We start from the raw sequence: 21,059 nt of genomic DNA on the forward strand, positions 1-21,059 counted from the left end.
AAAAACGCGGCCTTTCAAGGGGCCGCGTTTTTTGTGAATGATTCATCGTATCTGGTCGTCTGCTATTTTAGAAACTGTCGCCGGGAATCCTGACCCAGCCTTCCATCAATACCCGGGCGCTGCGGCTCATGATCGCTTTTCTGACGCACCATTCGCCGTTTTCCTGCGTCGCTTCGGCGCCTACCCGCAAGGTGCCGGACGGATGCCCGAAACGCACTGCCTGACGCTGACCGCCGCCCGCCGCCAGATTCACCAGCGTGCCGGGTATCGCGGCCGCTGTGCCAATGGCAACGGCTGCCGTGCCCATCATCGCATGGTGCAGTTTTCCCATCGACAACGCACGGACCAACAGATCAATGTCGGCTGCCCTGACCTGTTTGCCGCTGGACGCGGTGTAATCTGCCGGCGGCGCAACGAATGCCACCTTCGGCGTATGCTGACGCTGAGCCGCGTCCTCAACTTTGCTGATGAGCCCCATACGAACGGCGCCGTGAGCACGGATAGTCTCGAACATGGCCAACGCCCTGGAGTCGCCATTAATGGCATCCTGCAGCTCTGTGCCGGTATAGCCAAGCGCTGCCGCATTCACAAAAATCGTCGGAATCCCGGCATTGATCATCGTGACCGTCAGCGCACCGATCCCCGGCACTTCCAGCGTATCGACCAGATTCCCGGTGGGGAACATCGCTCCCCCGCCATCCCCCTCGCCTTCATCAGCCGGATCTAAAAATTCCAGTTGTACCTCGGCAGCCGGGAAAGTCACGCCATCCAGCTCAAAATCACCGGTTTCCTGCACTTCACCATTGGTGACCGGCACATGCGCAATAATCGTTTTACCGATGTTGGCCTGCCAGATACGCACCGTGCAGACACCGTTGTGTGGCACCCGGGCTGCATCCACCAGCCCGCCGCTGATTGCAAAAGAACCGACCGCAGCAGACAGATTGCCGCAGTTGCCGCTCCAGTCAACGAATGCCTTGTCGATCGAGACTTGTCCGAACAGGTAATCGACATCGTGATCTGGTCGCGCCGATTTCGCCAGGATCACCGTTTTACTGGTGCTGGAAGTGGCGCCGCCCATGCCGTCAATCTGTTTGCCATAAGGATCGGGACTGCCGATCACGCGCAGCAGTAAGGCATCGCGTGCGGCACCGGGCGTCTGTGCCGCCGCCGGTAAATCCTGCAGACGGAAAAACACGCCTTTACTGGTGCCGCCACGGATGTAGGTGGCGGGAATTTTAATTTGTGCTGCATGAACCATGAATATCTGCTCCTGAATGCACCGGCGGGAAATGTGTCAGGGACACTGAATCATTTCCGCGCCGGCTTCCGGTAAGGATTAAGCCGCTTTCGACGATTCCAGGAAATCCTGGGCAAAGCGCTGCAACACGCCGCCGGCTTCATAAATCGATACCTCTTCTGCGGTATCGAGACGGCAGGTCATTGGCACTTCCACCCGTTCGCCGTTGGCACGGTGTATCACCAGCAGCAAGTCGGCACGCGGTTTGCGCTCACCGACCACGTCATAGGTTTCCGTACCGTCGATTCCGAGTGTCAGGCGATTGACGCCGGGTTTAAATTCCAGCGGCAGCACGCCCATTCCGATCAGATTGGTGCGGTGAATACGCTCAAAACCTTCTGCAGCAATCGCTTCCACACCCGCCAGACGCACGCCTTTTGCCGCCCAGTCACGCGAAGAACCTTGTCCATAATCAGCGCCGGCGACGATGATCAACGGCTGTTTGCGGTTCATGTAAGTCTCGATGGTTTCCCACATGCGCATGACCTTGCCCTCAGGCTCCACGCGCGCCAGCGAACCGGCTTTCACCTTGCCCTCGGCATCGCGCACCATTTCGTTTTTGAGCGTCGGGTTAGCAAAGGTCGCACGCTGCGCAGTCAGGTGATCGCCGCGATGGGTTGCGTAAGAGTTGAAGTCCTCTTCCGGCAGGCCCATCTTGTGCAGATATTCGCCGGCAGCGCTGTCCATCATGATCGCATTCGATGGTGACAGGTGATCGGTCGTGATATTGTCCGGCAACACTGCCAGCGGACGCATGCCTGTGAGCGTGCGCGCTCCGGCCAGTGCGCCTTCCCAGTACGGCGGGCGACGGATATAGGTTGACATCGGACGCCAGTCGTACAACGGGCTGACTGCCGGCCCCTGATCTGCGCGGATGGTAAACATCGGCTCATATACCTGGCGGAACATTTCCGGCTTGACGCTGGATTTCACGATCGCATCAATTTCCTCGTCGGTCGGCCAGATATCCTTCAGGCGGATTTCTTTACCGTCAACCACGGTCAGCACATCCTTTTCAATGTCAAAGCGGACCGTACCGGCAATCGCGTAAGCGACAACCAGCGGTGGCGAAGCCAGGAAAGCCTGTTTGGCATAAGGATGAATACGGCCATCGAAATTACGGTTGCCTGACAGCACAGCCGTGGCATACAGATCACGGTCCACGATTTCTTTCTGGATCACCGGATCGAGCGCTCCGGACATGCCGTTGCAGGAGGTGCAGGCATACGCGACCACGCCAAAGCCGAGCTGTTCCAGTTCATTCATCAGTCCGGCTTCCTGCAGATACAGCGTCACTGCTTTGGAGCCCGGCGCCAGTGAAGATTTGACCCAAGGTTTGCGCACCAGTCCCAGCCGGTTGGCGTTGCGGGCCAAGAGGCCGGCGGCAATCACATTACGCGGGTTACTGGTGTTCGTGCAGCTGGTGATGGCGGCAATGATGACAGCGCCATCCGGCATCTTGCCGTCTTCCCGCTGCCACGGCGCGGCAATGCCTTTGGCTGCCAGATCAGATGTCGCCAGCCGTGCGTGCGGATTGGACGGACCGGCCATGTTGCGCACGACGGTAGACAGATCGAATGTCAGCACCCGTTCGTATTCTGCCGTTTTCAGCGCGTCGGACCACAAACCCGCCTGTTTCGCATACGTTTCCACCAGTCGGATCTGCTCGTCGGTACGGCCTGTCAGGCGCAGATAATCGATGGTCTGCTGATCGATGCTGAACATCGCTGCCGTAGCACCGTATTCCGGCGCCATATTGGAAATGGTGGCGCGGTCACCCAGCGTCAGCGCGGCAGCACCTGGACCATAAAATTCCAGATAGGCGCCAACGACTTTGGACTTACGCAAAAATTCGGTCAGCGCCAGCACGATGTCGGTCGCGGTAATGCCCGGCTGCGGCTTGCCGCTGAGTTCGACACCGATGATGTCCGGCAGGCGCATCCATGATGCGCGACCTAGCATGACGTTTTCAGCCTCCAGCCCGCCGACGCCGATGGCAATCACGCCGAGCGCATCCACGTGCGGGGTGTGGCTGTCAGTACCGACGCAGGTATCGGGATAGGCCACGCCCTGATCGGCGTGAATCACCGGCGACATGCGTTCCAGATTGATCTGGTGCATGATGCCGTTGCCTGGCGGGATCACATCCACATTTTTGAAAGCACGCTTGGTCCAGTCGATGAAATGGAAGCGGTCTTCGTTGCGACGGTCTTCAATCGCACGGTTTTTTTCAAATGCCTGCGGATCGAAACCGCCGCATTCCACCGCCAGCGAATGATCAACGATCAGCTGTACCGGCACCACCGGATTGACCTTGGCAGGATCACCGCCCTGATCGGCAATCGCATCGCGCAAGCCAGCCAGATCCACCAGCGCGGTCTGGCCGAGAATGTCATGACAGACCACGCGTGCCGGAAACCACGGAAAGTCGAGTTCGCGTTTGCGTTCGATCAGCTGTTTCAGCGAAGCTGTCAGCGTCTCCGGGTCACAACGGCGGACCAGGTTCTCGGCCAGCACGCGCGAGGTGTAAGGCAGGCGGTCGTAAGCACCGGGAGCAATGGCATCCACCGCAGCACGGGCATCAAAAAAATCCAGCTCGGTACCGGGCAGGGGTTTGCGATATTGAGTATTCATGATAAGTCAGGAAAGAGGTTCAGATTCCGGGGAAACGGCCTGCCGGAACGCAACAGATTCAGGCACATCAGACAGGCTGACTGCAGGACAGCCGCGATGCCGATGGCAACACGGCTGGCTTCCTGTTTTACTGACGGTTCTTGATCGGTACAAATTTCAGATCTTCCGGGCCGACATAATTTGCACTCGGACGGATGATCTTGTTGTCGATGCGCTGTTCAATGATGTGTGCTGCCCAGCCTGAAGTACGGGCAATCACGAACAGCGGTGTGAACATCGCTGTCGGCACACCCATCATGTGATAAGACACCGCGGAGAACCAGTCCAGATTCGGGAACATCTTTTTGATATCCCACATCACGGTTTCCAGACGTTCGGCAATGTCAAACATCTTCATGGAGCCAGCGTCTTTGGACAGATTGCGCGCAACTTCCTTGATGACTTTGTTGCGCGGATCGGAGATGGTATAGACCGGATGACCGAAACCGATCACGACTTCCTTGTTTTCAACGCGCTTCTTGATGTCTGCTTCCGCTTCGTCCGGATTGTCGTAACGTTTCTGGATTTCAAAGGCCACCTCGTTCGCGCCGCCATGCTTAGGACCACGCAGCGCACCAATCGCGCCGGTAATCGCGGAATACATATCAGAACCGGTACCGGCAATCACGCGGCCGGTGAATGTCGATGCGTTAAACTCATGCTCCGCATACAGGATCAGTGAGGTATGCATGGCTTTTTCCCACAGTGCGCTCGGTTGTTCGCCATGCAGCAGGTGCAGGAAATGACCACCGATCGACTCATCGTCGGTTTCGGTCTCGATCCGTTTTCCATTGTGGCTGTAGTGATACCAGTACAGCAGCATGGAACCCAGCGACGCCATGAGGCGATCAGCGATATCGCGTGCGCCCGGTGTGTTGTGGTCGTCTTTTTCCGGCAAAACGCAACCCAGTGCAGACACGCCAGTACGCATCACGTCCATCGGATGCGACGATGCAGGCAGCCATTCCAGCGCAGCTTTCACATTGGCTGGCAGGCCGCGCAATGCCTTGAGCTTGGCTTTGTAGGCACGGAGTTCAGCGACGGTCGGCAATTTGCCATGTACCAGCAGATGCGCAATTTCTTCAAACTCGCAGGCATCGGCGACATCCAGAATGTCGTAACCGCGGTAATGCAGATCGTTACCGGTTTTACCGACGGTGCACAGCGCCGTATTGCCGGCAGTAACGCCAGACAGCGCGACGGATTTTTTGGGTTTGAAAGGAACGGCTTCAGTCATGTTAATCTCCCGAAATGATAGATATATACTCCCCCCAGTATCTTTTATAGCCCATGCAAATCAAGGACGTCAGACCATTTTTGATAAAAACAGAGGGGAGTATGTGTTTTATTGCATGCGATTTATTGGATACGTAGCAGAGAATCCGGCTTATGGCATCTGATGCACGGTCTTATTTGCTTTTCTGCTGTGCAAACAGCGCATCGAGTTTCTGTTCAAACGTGTGGTAGTTGATGCGCTCATACAGCTCCATGCGGGTCTGCATGGTATCGACCACATTTTTCTGCGTGCCGTCACGGCGGATTGCGGTGTACACATTTTCGGCCGCTTTATTCATGGCGCGGAATGCGGACAATGGGTACAACACCAGGCCGACATCGGCAGATTTCAGCTCTTCCACGGTGTACAGCGGCGTGGAACCAAATTCGGTAATGTTGGCGAGAATCGGTACTTTGACCGCGTTGGCAAACTGCTTGTACATCTCCAGCTGGGTGATCGCTTCCGGGAAAATCATGTCGGCACCCGCTTCAACGCAAGCCTGAGCGCGATCGATCGCGGCTTCCAGACCTTCGACAGCCAGTGCATCGGTGCGTGCCATGATCACGAAATTTTCATCTGTGCGGGCATCCACCGCAGCCTTCACGCGGTCCACCATTTCCTGCTTCGATACGATTTCCTTGCCCGGGCGATGACCGCAGCGCTTGGCGCCGACCTGATCTTCAATGTGCATGGCCGCGGCGCCGAATTTGATCATCGATTTTACGGTACGGGCCACATTGAACGCCGAAGCGCCAAAGCCGGTGTCCACATCCACCAGCAAAGGCAAATCGCAGACATCGGTGATGCGGCGCACATCGGTCAGCACATCATCCAGATTGGAAATGCCGAGATCGGGCAAGCCGAGCGAACCTGCCGCCACACCGCCGCCGGACAGATAAATCGCTTTAAAGCCGGCACGTTTCGCCAGCAAAGCATGATTGGCGTTGATCGCCCCGACAACCTGCAACGGGGATTCTTCTTGCATCGCCTTACGGAAGGCGGCACCTGCGGAGTATTGACTCATCGTATTGTTTTCTTTCCGGTGAAGGGCTGGTAACCAGATCGTTGCCAGACTCCATGTTGAACAGCGTCAGCATCGCATATTGCAAACCGTGTGCCAGCGTCAGGCAGCAACGCCAAAGAATAGGTCAGAGCGTATAAAAATCAAGGGCTTAATCCTCCTCTGCATCCTCGCAGGCAGGAAAATTCATTGCCTGACAGCGATATTTAGTTTCATAATACGTTTCAATTGAAACACTCATTTGAAACATGAAACAAATATGAAACTCCCGCCACTCCCGCGCGACGCCCAGGACAAGCCCGTCATCTGGACAGTGTCCATTTCGCGCCTGTTCGACATGTTTCGCGACATCATGCTGGAATACGATGCCAACGCCGATATTGTTCCGCTGCAGCTGGGTTTTGAAGAAGCCGTCCAGCACATCCGCGAAAGACTGCAGACCGAACGGTGCGATGCCGTGATCGCTGCCGGCTCCAACGGCGCTTATCTGAAAAGCCGCCTGCCGGTGCCGGTCGTCATCGCCAAAGCCAGTGGTTTCGACGTCATGCAGGCGCTGGCGCGGGCACGCAAAATTTCACCGGAAATCGGCCTGATCACCTATCAGGAAACCGTGCCGGAACTGAGCGATTTCAAGACCACATTCGGCTTTCAGCTGGAACAGCGCACCTACGTGACGGAACAGGATGCCCGCGCCCAGATCCGCGAACTGAAAGCCGCAGGCATTCAGGCGATTGTCGGCGCCGGCCTGATTACCGACCTGGCGGAAGAAGCCGGACTGAGCGGGATTTTCATGTATTCATCTGCGTCCATCCGGCAGGCCTTTGACGATGCGCTCGAAATTGCGCGCATCACCCGTCTCGAATCGGCGCGGGGCAGGCACCATCCGGCCAGCGACGCCCTGCGCGCCCGGCACGGATTGAACGATTTACGCGGTGACTCGCTGTCTATGCAGGAAATCCGCCGCACCATCACCCTGTTTGCCCGTTCGCCGGCCACGGTGTTACTGCAAGGCGAAACCGGCACCGGCAAAGAACTCGCCGCACAGGCCATTCACCGGGAAAGTCCGCGGGCGCGACAACCTTTTGTGGCAATCAATTGCGGCGCGATTGCCGAATCCTTGCTGGAATCGGAATTATTCGGTTACGACGAAGGCGCGTTCACCGGCGCACGGCGCGGCGGCCACGCCGGCCTGTTTGAAGCTGCCAGCCACGGCACACTGTTTCTGGATGAGATCGGTGAAATGCCGCTGAATCTGCAGACCCGGCTGCTGCGGGTGCTGGAGGAACGGGAGATCGTCCGCGTCGGCGGTGTGCGCCCGATTCCTGTGGATGTGCGCATCATCAGCGCCACCCACTGCGATCTGGAAACGCGGGTGCGCGAAGGAAAATTCCGCGCCGACCTGTTTTACCGGCTGGCCGTCCTGCGGCTGAGCTTACCCTCCCTGCGCGAGCGCCGGGCAGACATCATGCCGCTGGCAGAATGGTGCCTGAAACAGGCGCTGGCAGCGATGGGGGCCAGACCACATCCGAATCTGCATGCCGAAATCAGCAGTTGCACCGCCTTGCTGGAAAATTACGGCTGGCCGGGTAATGTGCGGGAAATGCGCAATATGATGGAACGCCTTGCCCTGTTCCTGGCCGCAGAACCATTACAGGCGCTGAGCCCGGCATTCCTGGCCCGCATCCTGCCCGAATTGTGGGTCAGTATCACCGAATCCCCGCCGCCGCTCTCCGCCCATGCTTCCGCTCCGGCGGAGCCCCCTCCCGCAGTCAGCCGTGGCACAGCTGACAACACAGCCTATCTGGCCGCGCTGATGCAGCGCTTTGACAACAACCGGGAGGCCGTCGCCGCTCATCTCGGGATCAGCCGGACCACACTCTGGCGCAGGCTGAAAAAAGAAAGTTAAACGAAAATTGCCGTAAATCAACATTGTTTAACGCAAATTAACCTATATAGGAAAGGAAAAGTCGCCCCCCTGGGTTAAAATATCAGCTAACGCAAAAGTAATGAAACAGGAACCCTTGTTTCTGCCATTTCTGATTATCCCCACTCCTGAATAATAATGAAAAAACTTCTGATCGTTGACGACAGCAAAGTCTCCCGCATGGTAATCCGCGCGCATATCAAAGCAGTGCAACCTGACTGGGAATTTGTGGAGGCTGGTTCCGGCGAGGAAGCCCTGCGCGTGGCTGCAGAATGCCAACCGGATTTCTGCACCATGGACATCAACATGCCTGGCATGCTCGGCACGGATGCCGCTGAAGCCTTGCTGAAAGCCCATCCTGCAATGCGGGTCGCCATTTTTTCCGCCAATGTGCAGGACGCCATGCAGACCAGAGCGAATTCCATCGGTACTATTTTTGTCGCGAAACCCGTGACCGATAAATCCATTGGCATTGTCGTCCATTATTTCGTGAGCGGACAATGAACAGCCTGAGTGAACTTCATATCGATGCGTTAAGCGAGGTCTTCAATGTGGGCGCTGGCCGCGCAGCAGCGAGCCTTTCTGAAATCGTTGGCGATGAAGTTCGCCTGTCCGTACCATCAGTGGAAATTCGCAAGGCTTCCGAAATTGACGACACCCTCATGGGACCACGCTCTGACCGTTTTGGCGCGGTGCATCAGACCTTCAGCGGCTCCTTTAATGCCGAGGCAATTTTGCTGTTCACCGAAGAACATGCGCTGGAAATCGTGCGTGACATGATGGGTTCACAGATCAGCATCGAAGACCTCGCCGAATTCGAGCAGGAAGCGATGTGCGAGCTTGGCAATATCATCCTCAACGCCTGCCTGTCTGCCATGGCGGACATGCTCAACGTACCGCTGAACTGCTCATTGCCGGATTACAGCGTGGCGACCATGGATGAGATTTTTAACCGCATCTGCCCCAATCAGGATCAGGACCAGCAATACATCCTGTTGCTGCACATTGACCTGGCGATCGAAAAACGCCACTCCGAAGGCCATCTGATTTTCCTGCTGAGCTCCACTTCCCTGAGTAGTCTGATGACGCAGATCGAGCGTTTTCTGGGGGAAATCTGATGTCGATGCAGTTGGCTGCCGGAGTGCTGAACCAGATTTTCAACACGATCAGCGTCGGCCTGATTGTGGTCGACAGAAACAATCAGATCCTGTTGTGGAATGACTGGGTGGAAAAGCGCAGCAATATTGAGACCAGCGCCGCCATAGGGCGACATATCGCCTCCGTTTTTGATGAGACGCCCAGCGCCGCATTCACTTCCGCCATTACCAAAACCATCGATTACGGATTGCCCGTCATCCTGTCAAACGCCTTGCACCGCAGCCCGTTACCGCTCTACGAACGGAACGATAAAAACCGTGAGAAAAAACGGATTCACCAATCCATTACGCTCACGCCGCTGGAAGTGGACGGCGAACGTCAGTGCCTGATCCAGATCACCGATTCCACGACGTCGATTAAGCGCGAAAAGATATTACGCTCCCATTCAGAGTTGTTGAAAAAGGAAGCCACCACGGATGGTCTGACCGGCATTTACAACCGCCGCTTTTTCGACGAACATTTTAAAATGGCGCTGGCGCAGGCCGTGCGGCATGGCACCAGCCTGTCTGTTTTCATGGTGGACATTGATTTTTTCAAGCAATTCAATGATTACTATGGCCATGTTGCCGGCGACAAAGCGCTGATACAGGTGGCCGGTGCGCTCAAGTCACAGCTGCTGCGTGCCAGTGATGTGCTGGCGCGCTTTGGCGGTGAGGAATTTGTGCTGATGCTGCCCAATATTTCCCAGGAATCGGCAATGCAGTTTGCAGAAAAATTGCAGAGCGCCATCCGCGATCTGCGTATCCCGCACGAGAAATCACTGGTCAGTCCGCATATCAGCATCAGTGTCGGCTTCAGTCATTTTTCAAAGGATACCCCGCTCGATTCTGCAGCCCTGTTAAAGACTGCGGATGCCGCTTTGTATGCAGCCAAAAACAATGGCCGTAACCGGATATTTTTCCTGTCCCTGCCGCTGTTGACGGAACAATCCAGATTATTTTCAGCACCGGCTCCTAAGCACTGATCATCCCTGCTTTGAGGAATGGGTTGCAGCATTGTCTCTGGCTTATCCTGATCACGTGCCCGGGCAGGCTACCTTCCCATTCATCTTCATGTACCATTTCTGATTTTTCCATTTCATCATGACTTTTCCCACTTGCTTTTCTGTTTCCCGCCGCCGCTTTCAGATGCTGCTGACAGCATCTTTGCTGACTTTATCCGGCTTCAGCTTCGCGCAACAGCCGGCGCAGGTATTGCGTGTTTCCGCCATCCCGGATGAAGCACCGACCGAGTTGCAACGAAAATTCAAGCCGCTTGGCAGTTACCTGGAAAAAAAACTCGGCATGAAGGTTGAGTTCATTCCGGTCACGGACTATGCGGCATCCGTCGAGGGGCTGATCAATAAAAAACTCGATATGGTCTGGTTCGGCGGTTTCACCTTCGTACAGGCCAAAGTCCGCAGCAAAGATCAGGTCATCCCCCTGGTACAGCGCGAAGAAGACGAGAAATTCAAGTCCGTTTTCATCACCACCCACCAAGACATCCGCAAACTGGAAGACCTGAAAGGCAAGACCTTCAGCTTTGGCTCTGAATCCTCGACTTCAGGACATCTGATGCCGCGCTCTTATCTGCTGGCAGCGAAAATCAATCCTGATACTGACCTGAAGCGGATCGCATTTTCCGGTGCGCATGATGCAACGGTCGCAGCCGTATCCGGCGGAAAAGTCGATGCCGGCGCACTGAATATTTCAGTCTGGGAAAAACTGGTGGCGCAAAACAAGGTGGATACCCGGCAAGTTCACGTGTTCTACACCACACCGGGCTACTTTGACTATAACTGGTCTGTCCGCGCCGACATGCCTGCGGAATTACGCAAAAAAATCAGCGATGCCTTTTTATCGCTGGATGCAGGCAAGGCCGAAGACAAGGAAATTCTTGATCTGCAGCGCGCTGCCCGCTTCATCCCGACCAAAGCGGACAATTACAAAGCGATCGAAGCCGCCGCGCACAATGCCGGGCTGCTGAAGTAATGACGATGCAGCAGTCACCGCAGGTCGATCTGCGGCATCTGTATGTGCAGTATCCGGGCAAGCGCCACGGATCTGCCGGCTGGGCGCTGGAAGATATCGGTCTGCAAATCCGGCGGGGTGAACAGATTGCCGTCATAGGGCCGTCCGGTGCCGGAAAAACCACGCTATTGCAGACCCTCGCCTGTGCCAGCGAACCGGCACGGGGCGAATATTTTTTTCACGGACAAGCGGTCTGGCAACTGAGCGGATCACAACGTCACCGGCTGCGCCGGCAACTGTTTCTGGCACCCCAGACGCCCCCCTTGCCGCCGCGCCAGCGTGTCGTGACTGCGGTGCTCGCTGGCCGCCTGCCGCAATGGTCTTTTTTGCAGGCCTGCCAAAATCTGTTGTACCCCAGCGACCCGCGCGCCGCGTTTGATGCCTTATCCCGTTTCCATTTGCAGCATAAGCTGTATGACCGGGTGGATCATCTGTCAGGCGGCGAGCGCCAGCGCTGCGGCCTGGCGCGTCTGCTGTTGTCCGGTGCGGAGCTGCTGCTGGTCGATGAACCGTTGTCTGCACTCGACCCGACGCTGGCGCTGCAAACCCTGCAGGCATTGCAGCAGACGGCCCGCGAGCGTCAGGTGAGTCTGGTCTGCAGCCTGCATCAGGTTGATCTGGCGCGCCGTCATTTTGACCGCATCATTGGACTGCGCAACGGCAAAATCATGTTTGACAGCCAGCAGGTCAGCGATCAGATGATTGCCGGGCTGTATCAAAATGCAGGTACGGCTCTCGCTGCAAATCCGGATAGTGAGTTGAACTACGCCGCTGAGATACCCTCCCTGTCGGAAACCATGCTGGCGACTGACCGCGGCCGTTGTTCGTGACGCTGAAATCCAGAGCATGACAAACCGAGTGCACTCCAAAAATGTTGTCCCGCCTGATCCGGCATGGCGCAAACGCCTGGCAATCATACTGCTGGGGTTGCTGCTATTGTGGCCGCAGCTGGTCATCACAGAATTCAGGCCATGGACACTGCTCGACGCGCAAAGCCTGTCCGCGACAGGTCATTTTCTGACCAGTTTTTTCCCGCCAGCACATGATCCGGACTTTTTGCTGCTCGTCCTGCAGGCCACCTGGCAGACGATCGCGATGGCAACTGCAGGTGTGTCTCTAGCGATCATGGCGGCGATACCGATGACGTTGCTGATCACTGAACAATTATCAGTCTCATCCCTGTACCAGCGGCGCATGCATCACTGGCCACGCCTGCTGCGCCAGGCCATACGCTGGCTGCTGGTCTTGTTGCGCAGTGTGCCGGAGCTGGTCTGGGCATTGCTGTTTGTGCGTATTACCGGTCTGGGGCCGACTGCCGGGGTGCTGGCAATCGCCCTGACTTACTGCGGAATGCTGGGGAAAGTCTATGCGGAAATCATAGATGCCACCGACGCGCATGTCAGCCGCACGCTGCTGGTGAACGGCAGCTCGCGCCGCGCTGCTTTCCTGTATGGCATATTGCCGGCTGCTGCGTCCGAATTATTGTCTTATACCCTGTATCGCTGGGAATGCGCGATACGCGGCTCGGTAGTGATGGGTTTCGTCGGTGCCGGCGGGCTGGGCCAGCGCATGGATGAGTCGATGAAAATGCTGGCAGGTGCAGAGGTGTCGACCATGCTGCTGGTATTTGTGCTGCTGGTTGCAGTAGCCGATGCAGTCAGCCAGTATTTCAGAAAGGCGCTGGCATGAACCATCATCAGCAGCCCGGTACACCGGCATTACCGGAACAACCTGTGCATTCCGGCCTGCCGCCTGCGCCGCCTGTGATGCGGGTCAGAACCATGCTGATTTTACTGATGCTGACGATAGTCGTTGTCGCCAGTTTTATCAGCCTGTCGCTGGACTGGCGCAGTTTATTCAGTGAAGATGCCGCCGCCAAAATCCGGGAATTCCTGCTCGGTTTCGTACCGCCGGACATATCGGCACCGATGCTGCAGAAAATTGCCATTGCGACGCTGGAAACGCTGGCGATGTCTGCACTCGGCACCCTGATTGCGGTACTGGGTGGCATCCTGCTGGCATTGCCGGCGAGTGGCCGGGCCGGCAGCATGGCCAAACACAGCACCCGGCTGTTGCTCAACATCCTGCGCTCGATACCGGAACTGGTGTGGGCTTCGGTCTTGCTGATTGCTGCCGGACTGGGGCCATTTGCCGGAACCATGGCGCTGGCGATGCATACGACAGGGGTGCTGGGGCGGCTGTTTGCGGAGACACTGGAAAACCTGCCACCCGACGCGGAAACCACGCTCAGACTCAATGGCAGCAGTGTCGCCGCCGCATTTCTGTACGCCGCGCTGCCACAAGGTTTACCGCAAATGCTGTCTTACACCCTGTACCGCTGGGAAAACAATATCCGTGCCGCCAGCATTCTCGGCATCGTCGGCGCAGGCGGTCTGGGACAAATGCTGAAATTCCATTTGTCCTTATTCCAGATGCCTGCTGCGGCCAGCGTGATGATTGCCATGCTGATTCTGGTTGCGCTGGTGGATGCGGCCAGCTTTGCGATACGCCGTGCGCTCACCCGCTGATACCGCAATCCAAACAGATCAAAGACAAGCATGCAAAACAGGCGAAACGCGGGCGTTGGGCTGATTTTATGATTTCCCGGCAGTAAATCCGCCATCCACCATCAGGGTAGTACCGGTGATAAAACTGGCTTCGTCACTTAACAGGAACAAAACCGCATTCGCGACCTCTTCCGGACGCCCTAGTCTCGCCAGCGGATGCAGGCCGATCAGCATGTTGCGCATCTGATCATCCAGTGCTGAAAGCAAGGGCGTGTCGATATAAGCTGGTGCAACCGCATTGACCCGTACGCCTTTTGCTGCACCCTCCAGCGCCAGCGTGCGGGTGAGATTCACGACGCCGCCTTTGGCTGCCGAATAAGCGGCTGTCATGCTTTGGCCGAACACGCCGAGAATCGATGCGCAGTTCACGATACTGCCGCTTCCCTGCAGGTACATCTGCCGCAAGGAAGCGCGGGCAATACGGAATACCCCCATCAGATTCACATCGATCACTCTCAGAAAATCCTCATCCGTGTACAGCTCAGCCGGGCTCATGCCGCCGATACCGGCGTTATTGAATACACCGTCCAGCCGGCCAAATGCGCTGACCGTATCCGCAATCAGGCGATCGGCCTGTTCAGTGGAGGAAACATTGGTCGGCACAAACAGGCAGCGCCCGGAATAACGTGCGTTCAGTCCGGCCACCACCTGTTCGGCTGCCGGTCCAGGCAAATCGGCAATCGCAACCGACGCGCCGTCTTGCAGGCAACGTTCCGCAGTTGCCAGACCAATGCCGCTGGCGCCACCGGTAATAATCAGTTTTTTTTCATTCAGACGCATGATGCTGTTTCCTCCAGAATGTGCAGAAAAATCATCAACCACAGTCAGACAGCGCCAACAATCCTGATACCGCCGGAGCGTTGTCCATACTGCCAGCAGCATACCTGATGAATACGGTTTTCTATACCGCTCATTTGCGCAAAAAACAGCGCATTCCGGTATTTTTAATGGGTTTTATTATTTTTACTTTGAGAACACACACTCTGTGGCAAAGGCTGGCGCGCAAGATCAGGATCAAAACTGATCAACGCATTTTTAGCCAGTCCTGCATCTTTTTCAAACTCCGTCAGATAACGGCTGCGTTCTTCACTGCTCCACTCCGCATCGGAAAACGTTTTCAGCGGATATGTCTTGCTGACATAAGCCGTGCCTTCGATTCGCGGCATCAGCGCGCGGTCAGGGTCGGTGTTTTCTTTGAGCAGATAAGCATCCACATCCCGCAGCGTCAGCGGAAAAGCCGGTGCCTGATCCCTCAGCAGATTACCTGCCACGACAAGCGGAATATCATTGCTCCCCTGCGGCAGCAGATCATTGAAGCTCACCAGCGCAAACGGTTTTCCTTTGGCGTCGTCAATCCGGCCATGCACGATATAGCGGCCCGGCATCTGCACACTGGCTTTCAGGATGAAACGCAGCGCACCACCTTCCGTGCTTTCCCGAACCGGACCGGCCCAGATTGCCGGGACTTCAGGTGAATAAATCACATCAAACAGAACCACACCAGCCTGCCCGTTGACGGTATAACTGAGCTCGGTGCGGATGGTGCCGTTAAAGCTGGCAAAGCCGGTCTGCGCCGGATTCAGCACACCGCTGTAAATACCGTCGCCAGCAACCTGGTCACCCTCGCGACCGCTGTCCGACATCGCCACCGGCGACTGCGGCGCCTCGCGCGATGCATTGTAGGTAATCCCTCTGGCGAGCGCTTTGTCCGCTATCAGCGGCAGCATTTGTCCGCTCTTGTCTTTCGCCTGTATTGTGAACTGCACACTTTCTCCCGCCGCCAGATACACGCGCGACTGGGTGGTCTGAATCTGAACCTCCTGGTCAGTGCCCCCACCTTTTTTGCGCATCGGGTGGGATTCTGCAATCAGCTGATTCGGATACACCTGATCGGGGTGTTCAGCAATCGGGCGGGAATAATTCGGATAACGGGTGCTGTCCTGATACTGGCACAAAGTCTGATCGGCCTGCAGCCATTGGGCGATCAGTGCCTGGCGCTGCACCTCGCGCGCCTGCCCCGGATTGGCAGACACCGGATCGTTACGGACGGGCATGCTCAGAAAATGACTGCTGTCGCCTTTGGATGGTGTGTTCGCCGCGACTTCTTCTGCAAACCAGTTACCGCTCGCCAGTAAAACCAGCACGCCAATCAGCACAGCCGCCGTTACCAGATACCGCCAGCGGTATCTGGTCGCAACGCCAGAGCCAGATTTGCCCCGGCGGCGGCCTGAGCCGCGCGGCTCAGGCTTGCGTGGTGAATCAGAGGGCATTGCTGACCATCGCCGCCCGGACTACTGAGACAATGCCTTCCCAGTTACTGTTGGCATAGTGGTTGTAGGCCTCGGCATCATCCCGGAAAGCCACCGAGTGATACCCCCACTTGACGGAACCGCCTTCGTTGGCAGCAGTTCCCAGCGTCAGGTCATTACAGAACCAGTCAGCAGGGTTGCATAAGGACTGTCCCGCAGCGCCTGCCACACCGCCGGTGCTGTGATAAGCGACCGCTGAATCATCCTGCCCCGGCAGGATGCCGGAATACCAGGCACCCTTGGCACCGGCATACATGTAGAACCAGACATTATGCGTATCGTTGTGGTTGTACATGGCGCGTGCCGTCGTGGTTTTCAGGTCCTGCACCAGCGGTTCGCTCACCGCCCAGGAGCCGGCATCCGACAACTCGGAGCCACCTGCCGCACCAGATGCTGCCCGGACCCATTTGATATTCCATCCGACCTGAGTTGTGCCATCGGCATCACCGCACTGGCCGGAAGAATTGGCCACGGCGTTTTTCTTGACGCGGGTAGAGCCGCCATAATTCGCCAGCGTGTAACCCATCATCAGGTCCCCTGCGCTGTGGGTGGCGATATAGCACCAGTTACTTCCTGTGCAAAAACAATCCAGCGCGTCGCGGATCGTTCCGTTTTGCGATGCGATGCTGTTGTAGCCATCCCAGTTCACCGCTTTTTTGTTGATGCCTGCGTCCGTGCTGGCCGGTCCCCAGTAAGTGAAACTGGTGTAATCACCAATCACGCCGCCACCACCGCGGCCATTAACCCACAAGGTGTAATTCGCAGCACTCGCCACACCGGCAAACATCCACAAGGAAAAAACCGCCACCGCCAGGAAAATACGTTTCAAGCTCATTCTATTGCCCCCTCTTCGTTAAGGTAAATCGGAACACCCAATCATGGACATCACTGAACACCGTACGGAACAGCAATCAGCAGGAACGGCATTCTATTTCTGACGAGATGGTTTCCTGTCGATCGCAGCGCAGTATCAAAATCCGGCGGACCAGTGTCAATTTGCGACGCAGCAAAAAATAGCAGGATGAAATGGCAGCTTTGTGACATACACTATGGAAACAGTAGTGATATGGGGCAATTAGAGATTAAACTCTAAACAACACTTGTGCTGTTTTTTAAGTGCAATGCCTGGCGAATGCATACGCTGGAAACTTGCCCGGAAAGACTCCGGCATCTGCCGAAAGATAGGTGGCAATACCGTGCAGGTCGCCGGAGAAAAATGTAAAGAATTCTTTTCCTTTTGGGAAAATGAATTACCCTGAAAAACACATCATGCGCATACTTTGCGGAAAGGAATTTTATGCTGACCAGGAACATCATCATCGGACTGCTGTCTGCCTGGGCTTTTACTGTACCGGTTGCGAGCCAGGCTGCAGATAAACCCGAAGATGCCATCGCCATGGTGAACAAAGGCCTCAGTTATCTGCAGAAAAACGGGAAAGAGGCGCTGATCCGGGAGGTCAATCAAAAAAATCCGGATTTTCTCGTCGGCGATCTGTATCTGTATGTCCGCAGTATTGACGGTCCGATTCTCGCGCACCCTATCAATCCGAAACTGATCGGGAAAAACATGCTGGAACTGCCGGATGCGGAAGGGAAGCTGTACCGCAAAGAAATCGTCGAGCTGGCCAAGACCAAAGGCAAAGGATGGGTCGATTACCGTTACAACAATCCGGTCACTAAAAAAATCGAAGCCAAATCCACCTATCTGGTTCGTTCCGGAGACATCATTCTGGAAGCAGGTATTTATAAAGGAAACTAACTATTAAAAAAAGGATGCCGGGCGATTTTCCTGGCATCCTTTTTTTTCAGATCCGCTAAATTCTGCGCCATGAAACCGGCATAAAACTCAGTGCGACAGATAGTTACTGATAATCAGACAGCGGTACGCAGGAACAGAACAGGTTGCGGTCGCCATAGACGTTATCGGCGCGGCCTACCGGTGCCCAGTATTTCTGATGACGCAGACTGGCAACTGGATACGCTGCTGCTTCGCGGCTGTATGGACGGTTCCATTCGGCGGACAACAATGCCTGCATGGTGTGTGGTGCGTTTTTCAAAGGGTTGTCTTTCGCATCGAATTCACCGCTCGCCACTTTGGCGATTTCTTCACGGATCGCAATCATCGCATCGATAAAACGATCCAGCTCTGCCAGCGATTCACTCTCGGTAGGCTCGATCATCAGGGTGCCGGGAACCGGGAAGCTCATGGTCGGTGCGTGGAAACCAAAGTCGATGAGACGCTTGGCCACATCTTCGTTTGAAATACCGGTCGCATCAGACAATGGACGCAAATCCAGAATGCACTCATGCGCGACCAGTCCGTCATGGCCGGAATACAGCACCGGATAATGCGGAGCGAGGCGCTTGGCGATGTAGTTCGCTGCCAGGATCGCTGTCTCAGTTGCCGCTTTCAATCCTTCAGCACCCATCATCGCGATGTACATCCACGAAATCGGCAATATCGATGCCGAGCCGAACGGCGCTGCGCTGACAGCAGAAATGCCGTCTTCGCCGCGCACATAGCCGGTCGATTTCTGGTTTGGCAAAAATTTCGCCAGATGCGCACCAACTGCAACCGGGCCAACGCCAGGACCGCCGCCGCCATGCGGGATACAGAAAGTTTTGTGCAGGTTCAGATGGCTGACGTCGCCGCCGAATTGTCCCGGTGCTGCCACGCCGACCAGCGCGTTCATGTTCGCGCCATCAACATAGACCTGACCACCGTGGCTATGCACGATCTCGCACAATTGCTGGATGCCCTCTTCAAACACCCCATGCGTGGATGGATAAGTAACCATGATCGCTGCCAGATTCGCGCTGTGCTTGTCGGCTTTGACTTTCAGGTCTTCCAGATCGACGTTGCCGCGTTCGTCACAGGCAACCACCACGACTTCCATGCCGACCATCGCTGCCGATGCCGGATTGGTACCATGCGCCGATGAAGGAATCAGGCAGATATTGCGGTGACCTTCGCCACGAGACTCATGGTATTTGCGGATTACCAGCAAGCCAGCATATTCGCCTTGTGAACCGGCGTTTGGTTGCAGCGAAACAGCGGCATAGCCAGTCGCTGCGCACAGCATTGCTTCGAGTTGGTCAATCATTTCACGGTAACCCAGCGTCTGATCTTGCGGTGCAAACGGGTGGATATTGGAAAACTCTGGCCAGGTGACAGGAATCATTTCCGACGTGGCATTCAGTTTCATGGTGCAGGAACCGAGCGGGATCATGCTGCGGTCGAGCGCCAGATCCTTGTCTGCCAGACTGCGCAGATAACGCAGCATTTCATGTTCAGCGTGATAGCGGCTGAAGGTCGGATGCGTCAGGAAAGTGCTGCTGCGTACCAGTGCTGCCGGTACTGCGTCACTCACGGTGGCTTCAACCGTATTGAAATCCGGCGTTGCCTTGCCATGTGCAAACATCGCCCAGACATTCACCACGTCATCGCGTGTTACGGTTTCGTCGAAGGACACACCGACTTGCGTCGCACTGATCTGGCGCAGGTTATAACCTTGCGCAGTTGCTGCGGCATGCACCGCTGCCGCATCTGCCACATTGACCGTCAGCGTGTCAAAATACGTGCTGTTCGCCAGTGTGAAGCCCATTTGCTGCAGACCGGCCGCCAGCACGCTGGTCAGGCGCTGCACGCGTTGCGCAATGCGGCGCAGACCATCAGGACCGTGATACACGGCATACATGGAGGCCATCACTGCCAGCAACACCTGTGCAGTACAGATGTTGGATGTCGCTTTTTCGCGGCGGATATGCTGCTCGCGGGTCTGTAGTGCCAGACGGTAAGCGGAATTACCCTGTGCATCGACGGTCACGCCAACCAGACGACCCGGCATGCTACGTTTGAACGCATCGCGGGTGGACATATAACCAGCATGCGGACCGCCGAATCCCAGCGGCACACCGAAACGCTGACTGTTGCCGACCACCACATCAGCGCCCCACTCACCCGGCGGCGTCAACAGTGTCAGTGCCAGCAAATCGGCTGCGGCAATCACCATGCCGCCTTTGGCATGAATGGCTGCTGCGTAGTCGCGGTAATCACGGATATCGCCATTCGCACCCGGGTATTGCAACAACACGCCGAAGCAATCATTGTTCAGCGCATCACTGCCGTGGCAGGTGCGCACTTCGATACCCAGCGGCTCGGCGCGGGTTTCGATGATTTCGCGGGTCTGCGGCAACACGTCGGCCGCCACATAAAACACGCTGGAATTTGATTTACCGACGCGCTGAATCAGCGTCATTGCTTCTGCTGCTGCCGTGCCCTCGTCCAGCATCGACGCGTTGGCAATATCCATCGCGGTCAGATCGGTGATCATGGTCTGGAAATTCAACATTGCTTCCAGACGGCCTTGCGAAATCTCCGGCTGGTAAGGCGTGTAAGCGGTGTACCAGGCAGGGTTTTCAAAGATATTGCGCAGAATCACACCCGGTGTATGGGTGTTGTAATAACCCTGACCGATCAGGGATTTCAGCACCTGGTTTTTACCGGCGATGGCTTTCAGTTGCGCCAGCGCTTCCGGTTCGGATTTCGCTGCGGTGAATCCGGCCAGCGGCAGGACATCATGGCGGCGGATATTGGCAGGGACGATCGCATCGATCAGCGCATTGCGGTCAGCATAGCCAAGTACGGCCAGCATCTTCGCTTGTTCAGCGTCGGATGGTGCGATATGGCGGGAAATGAAAGCATCGTGGGCTTCCAGTTGAGTCAGTGAAGGACGGGTCATGATAGGTAGGCGACGAGAAATAGCTGGGACAACTCATCCGGTGAAAACTGAAGTGATAATCCAGTCACTGCGCCGGCATC

At 56.1% G+C, this 21,059-nt stretch carries 17 protein-coding genes; 9 read left to right on the forward strand and 8 right to left on the reverse strand.

Translation table 11 applies throughout. From position 1 onward, the window contains the following. Positions 1–67 precede the first annotated feature (67 nt). From prpF to prpB, 4 genes are all read right to left on the reverse strand, one after another. Entirely contained in the window at positions 68–1,261 is a 1,194-nt protein-coding gene (prpF, locus tag H8K27_RS14500; RefSeq protein ID WP_186863897.1) for a 2-methylaconitate cis-trans isomerase PrpF, read from the reverse strand. A gap of 78 nt (positions 1,262–1,339) precedes the next feature. Beyond that, on the reverse strand, positions 1,340–3,934 hold the full coding sequence (acnD, locus tag H8K27_RS14505) for a Fe/S-dependent 2-methylisocitrate dehydratase AcnD (protein ID WP_186863898.1): 2,595 nt from the start codon (positions 3,932–3,934) through the stop codon (positions 1,340–1,342). Positions 3,935–4,061: 127 nt separating this feature from the next. Further along, positions 4,062–5,210, reverse strand: coding sequence for a bifunctional 2-methylcitrate synthase/citrate synthase (prpC, locus tag H8K27_RS14510; RefSeq protein WP_186863899.1), 1,149 nt, complete (start codon positions 5,208–5,210; stop codon positions 4,062–4,064). Positions 5,211–5,382: 172 nt separating this feature from the next. Further along, positions 5,383–6,273 (reverse strand): methylisocitrate lyase, encoded by an 891-nt coding sequence (prpB, locus tag H8K27_RS14515; RefSeq protein ID WP_186863900.1) that lies wholly within the window; start codon positions 6,271–6,273, stop codon positions 5,383–5,385. Between the two features lie 256 nt (positions 6,274–6,529). Between prpB and prpR the strand changes: the two genes are divergently transcribed. The 8 genes from prpR to phnE all read left to right on the forward strand — a co-directional run bounded on the left by prpR (position 6,530) and on the right by phnE (position 13,889). Next, complete coding sequence (gene prpR, locus H8K27_RS14520) at positions 6,530–8,176, forward strand: propionate catabolism operon regulatory protein PrpR (protein ID WP_186863901.1); 1,647 nt, start codon at positions 6,530–6,532, stop codon at positions 8,174–8,176. Between the two features lie 156 nt (positions 8,177–8,332). Then, a complete protein-coding gene (locus H8K27_RS14525) occupies positions 8,333–8,698 on the forward strand; it encodes a response regulator transcription factor (RefSeq protein WP_186863902.1) in 366 nt (121 codons plus the stop codon). Beyond that, positions 8,695–9,312: a chemotaxis protein CheC gene (locus H8K27_RS14530; protein WP_186863903.1), complete on the forward strand. Its 618-nt coding sequence runs from the start codon at positions 8,695–8,697 to the stop codon at positions 9,310–9,312. The genes H8K27_RS14525 and H8K27_RS14530 overlap by 4 nt, the downstream gene beginning before the upstream one ends. After that, positions 9,312–10,316, forward strand: a complete 1,005-nt coding sequence (locus H8K27_RS14535) for a sensor domain-containing diguanylate cyclase (RefSeq protein WP_186863904.1) — start codon at positions 9,312–9,314, stop codon at positions 10,314–10,316. The genes H8K27_RS14530 and H8K27_RS14535 overlap by 1 nt, the downstream gene beginning before the upstream one ends. Before the next feature lie 118 nt (positions 10,317–10,434). Beyond that, positions 10,435–11,322 carry a putative selenate ABC transporter substrate-binding protein gene (locus H8K27_RS14540; RefSeq protein WP_186863905.1) on the forward strand — a complete coding sequence of 296 codons (888 nt, stop codon included), beginning with the start codon at positions 10,435–10,437 and terminating at the stop codon, positions 11,320–11,322. A 5-nt stretch (positions 11,323–11,327) separates the two neighbouring features. Further along, the gene (locus tag H8K27_RS14545) at positions 11,328–12,191 is read left to right on the forward strand and encodes a phosphonate ABC transporter ATP-binding protein (protein ID WP_329604412.1); all 864 of its coding nucleotides are present in this window, start codon (positions 11,328–11,330) and stop codon (positions 12,189–12,191) included. Between the two features lie 16 nt (positions 12,192–12,207). Further along, entirely contained in the window at positions 12,208–13,050 is an 843-nt protein-coding gene (locus tag H8K27_RS14550; RefSeq protein WP_186863907.1) for a PhnE/PtxC family ABC transporter permease, read from the forward strand. Further along, the gene (phnE, locus tag H8K27_RS14555) at positions 13,047–13,889 is read left to right on the forward strand and encodes a phosphonate ABC transporter, permease protein PhnE (protein ID WP_408058457.1); all 843 of its coding nucleotides are present in this window, start codon (positions 13,047–13,049) and stop codon (positions 13,887–13,889) included. The genes H8K27_RS14550 and phnE overlap by 4 nt, the downstream gene beginning before the upstream one ends. 66 nt (positions 13,890–13,955) lie before the next feature. Here the strand turns inward: phnE and H8K27_RS14560 are convergent, their stop codons facing one another. The 3 genes from H8K27_RS14560 to H8K27_RS14570 all read right to left on the reverse strand — a co-directional run bounded on the left by H8K27_RS14560 (position 13,956) and on the right by H8K27_RS14570 (position 17,072). Then, positions 13,956–14,708 (reverse strand): SDR family NAD(P)-dependent oxidoreductase, encoded by a 753-nt coding sequence (locus tag H8K27_RS14560; protein WP_186863908.1) that lies wholly within the window; start codon positions 14,706–14,708, stop codon positions 13,956–13,958. 164 nt (positions 14,709–14,872) lie between these two features. Next, complete coding sequence (locus tag H8K27_RS14565) at positions 14,873–16,198, reverse strand: choice-of-anchor X domain-containing protein (protein WP_186863909.1); 1,326 nt, start codon at positions 16,196–16,198, stop codon at positions 14,873–14,875. Then, positions 16,188–17,072 (reverse strand): hypothetical protein, encoded by an 885-nt coding sequence (locus H8K27_RS14570; RefSeq protein ID WP_222610688.1) that lies wholly within the window; start codon positions 17,070–17,072, stop codon positions 16,188–16,190. The genes H8K27_RS14565 and H8K27_RS14570 overlap by 11 nt, the downstream gene beginning before the upstream one ends. Before the next feature lie 462 nt (positions 17,073–17,534). Here H8K27_RS14570 and H8K27_RS14575 point away from each other — a divergent pair, with 462 nt between their 5' ends. Further along, positions 17,535–17,996 carry a cache domain-containing protein gene (locus tag H8K27_RS14575; protein ID WP_186863910.1) on the forward strand — a complete coding sequence of 154 codons (462 nt, stop codon included), beginning with the start codon at positions 17,535–17,537 and terminating at the stop codon, positions 17,994–17,996. 103 nt (positions 17,997–18,099) lie between these two features. Here H8K27_RS14575 and gcvP read toward each other — a convergent pair whose 3' ends face one another. Continuing rightward, positions 18,100–20,979 (reverse strand): aminomethyl-transferring glycine dehydrogenase, encoded by a 2,880-nt coding sequence (gcvP, locus tag H8K27_RS14580; protein WP_186863911.1) that lies wholly within the window; start codon positions 20,977–20,979, stop codon positions 18,100–18,102. Positions 20,980–21,059 lie beyond the last annotated feature (80 nt).

The sequence above is a fragment of the Cognatundibacterium griseum genome (genome assembly GCF_014284195.1).
Classification (GTDB): Bacteria; Pseudomonadota; Gammaproteobacteria; order Burkholderiales; family Burkholderiaceae_D; genus Undibacterium; species Undibacterium griseum.

Excerpts from the sequence above, each read along its gene's own strand:
- prpF (WP_186863897.1), bottom strand. The coding sequence starts at position 1,261 with ATGGTTCATGCAGCACAAATTAAAATTCCCGCCACCTACATCCGTGGC.
- acnD (WP_186863898.1), bottom strand. The coding sequence starts at position 3,934 with ATGAATACTCAATATCGCAAACCCCTGCCCGGTACCGAGCTGGATTTT.
- prpC (WP_186863899.1), bottom strand. The coding sequence starts at position 5,210 with ATGACTGAAGCCGTTCCTTTCAAACCCAAAAAATCCGTCGCGCTGTCT.
- prpB (WP_186863900.1), bottom strand. The coding sequence starts at position 6,273 with ATGAGTCAATACTCCGCAGGTGCCGCCTTCCGTAAGGCGATGCAAGAA.
- prpR (WP_186863901.1), top strand. The coding sequence starts at position 6,530 with ATGAAACTCCCGCCACTCCCGCGCGACGCCCAGGACAAGCCCGTCATC.
- H8K27_RS14525 (WP_186863902.1), top strand. The coding sequence starts at position 8,333 with ATGAAAAAACTTCTGATCGTTGACGACAGCAAAGTCTCCCGCATGGTA.
- H8K27_RS14530 (WP_186863903.1), top strand. The coding sequence starts at position 8,695 with ATGAACAGCCTGAGTGAACTTCATATCGATGCGTTAAGCGAGGTCTTC.
- H8K27_RS14535 (WP_186863904.1), top strand. The coding sequence starts at position 9,312 with ATGTCGATGCAGTTGGCTGCCGGAGTGCTGAACCAGATTTTCAACACG.
- H8K27_RS14540 (WP_186863905.1), top strand. The coding sequence starts at position 10,435 with ATGACTTTTCCCACTTGCTTTTCTGTTTCCCGCCGCCGCTTTCAGATG.
- H8K27_RS14545 (WP_329604412.1), top strand. The coding sequence starts at position 11,328 with ATGCAGCAGTCACCGCAGGTCGATCTGCGGCATCTGTATGTGCAGTAT.
- H8K27_RS14550 (WP_186863907.1), top strand. The coding sequence starts at position 12,208 with ATGACAAACCGAGTGCACTCCAAAAATGTTGTCCCGCCTGATCCGGCA.
- phnE (WP_408058457.1), top strand. The coding sequence starts at position 13,047 with ATGAACCATCATCAGCAGCCCGGTACACCGGCATTACCGGAACAACCT.
- H8K27_RS14560 (WP_186863908.1), bottom strand. The coding sequence starts at position 14,708 with ATGCGTCTGAATGAAAAAAAACTGATTATTACCGGTGGCGCCAGCGGC.
- H8K27_RS14565 (WP_186863909.1), bottom strand. The coding sequence starts at position 16,198 with ATGCCCTCTGATTCACCACGCAAGCCTGAGCCGCGCGGCTCAGGCCGC.
- H8K27_RS14570 (WP_222610688.1), bottom strand. The coding sequence starts at position 17,072 with ATGAGCTTGAAACGTATTTTCCTGGCGGTGGCGGTTTTTTCCTTGTGG.
- H8K27_RS14575 (WP_186863910.1), top strand. The coding sequence starts at position 17,535 with ATGCTGACCAGGAACATCATCATCGGACTGCTGTCTGCCTGGGCTTTT.
- gcvP (WP_186863911.1), bottom strand. The coding sequence starts at position 20,979 with ATGACCCGTCCTTCACTGACTCAACTGGAAGCCCACGATGCTTTCATT.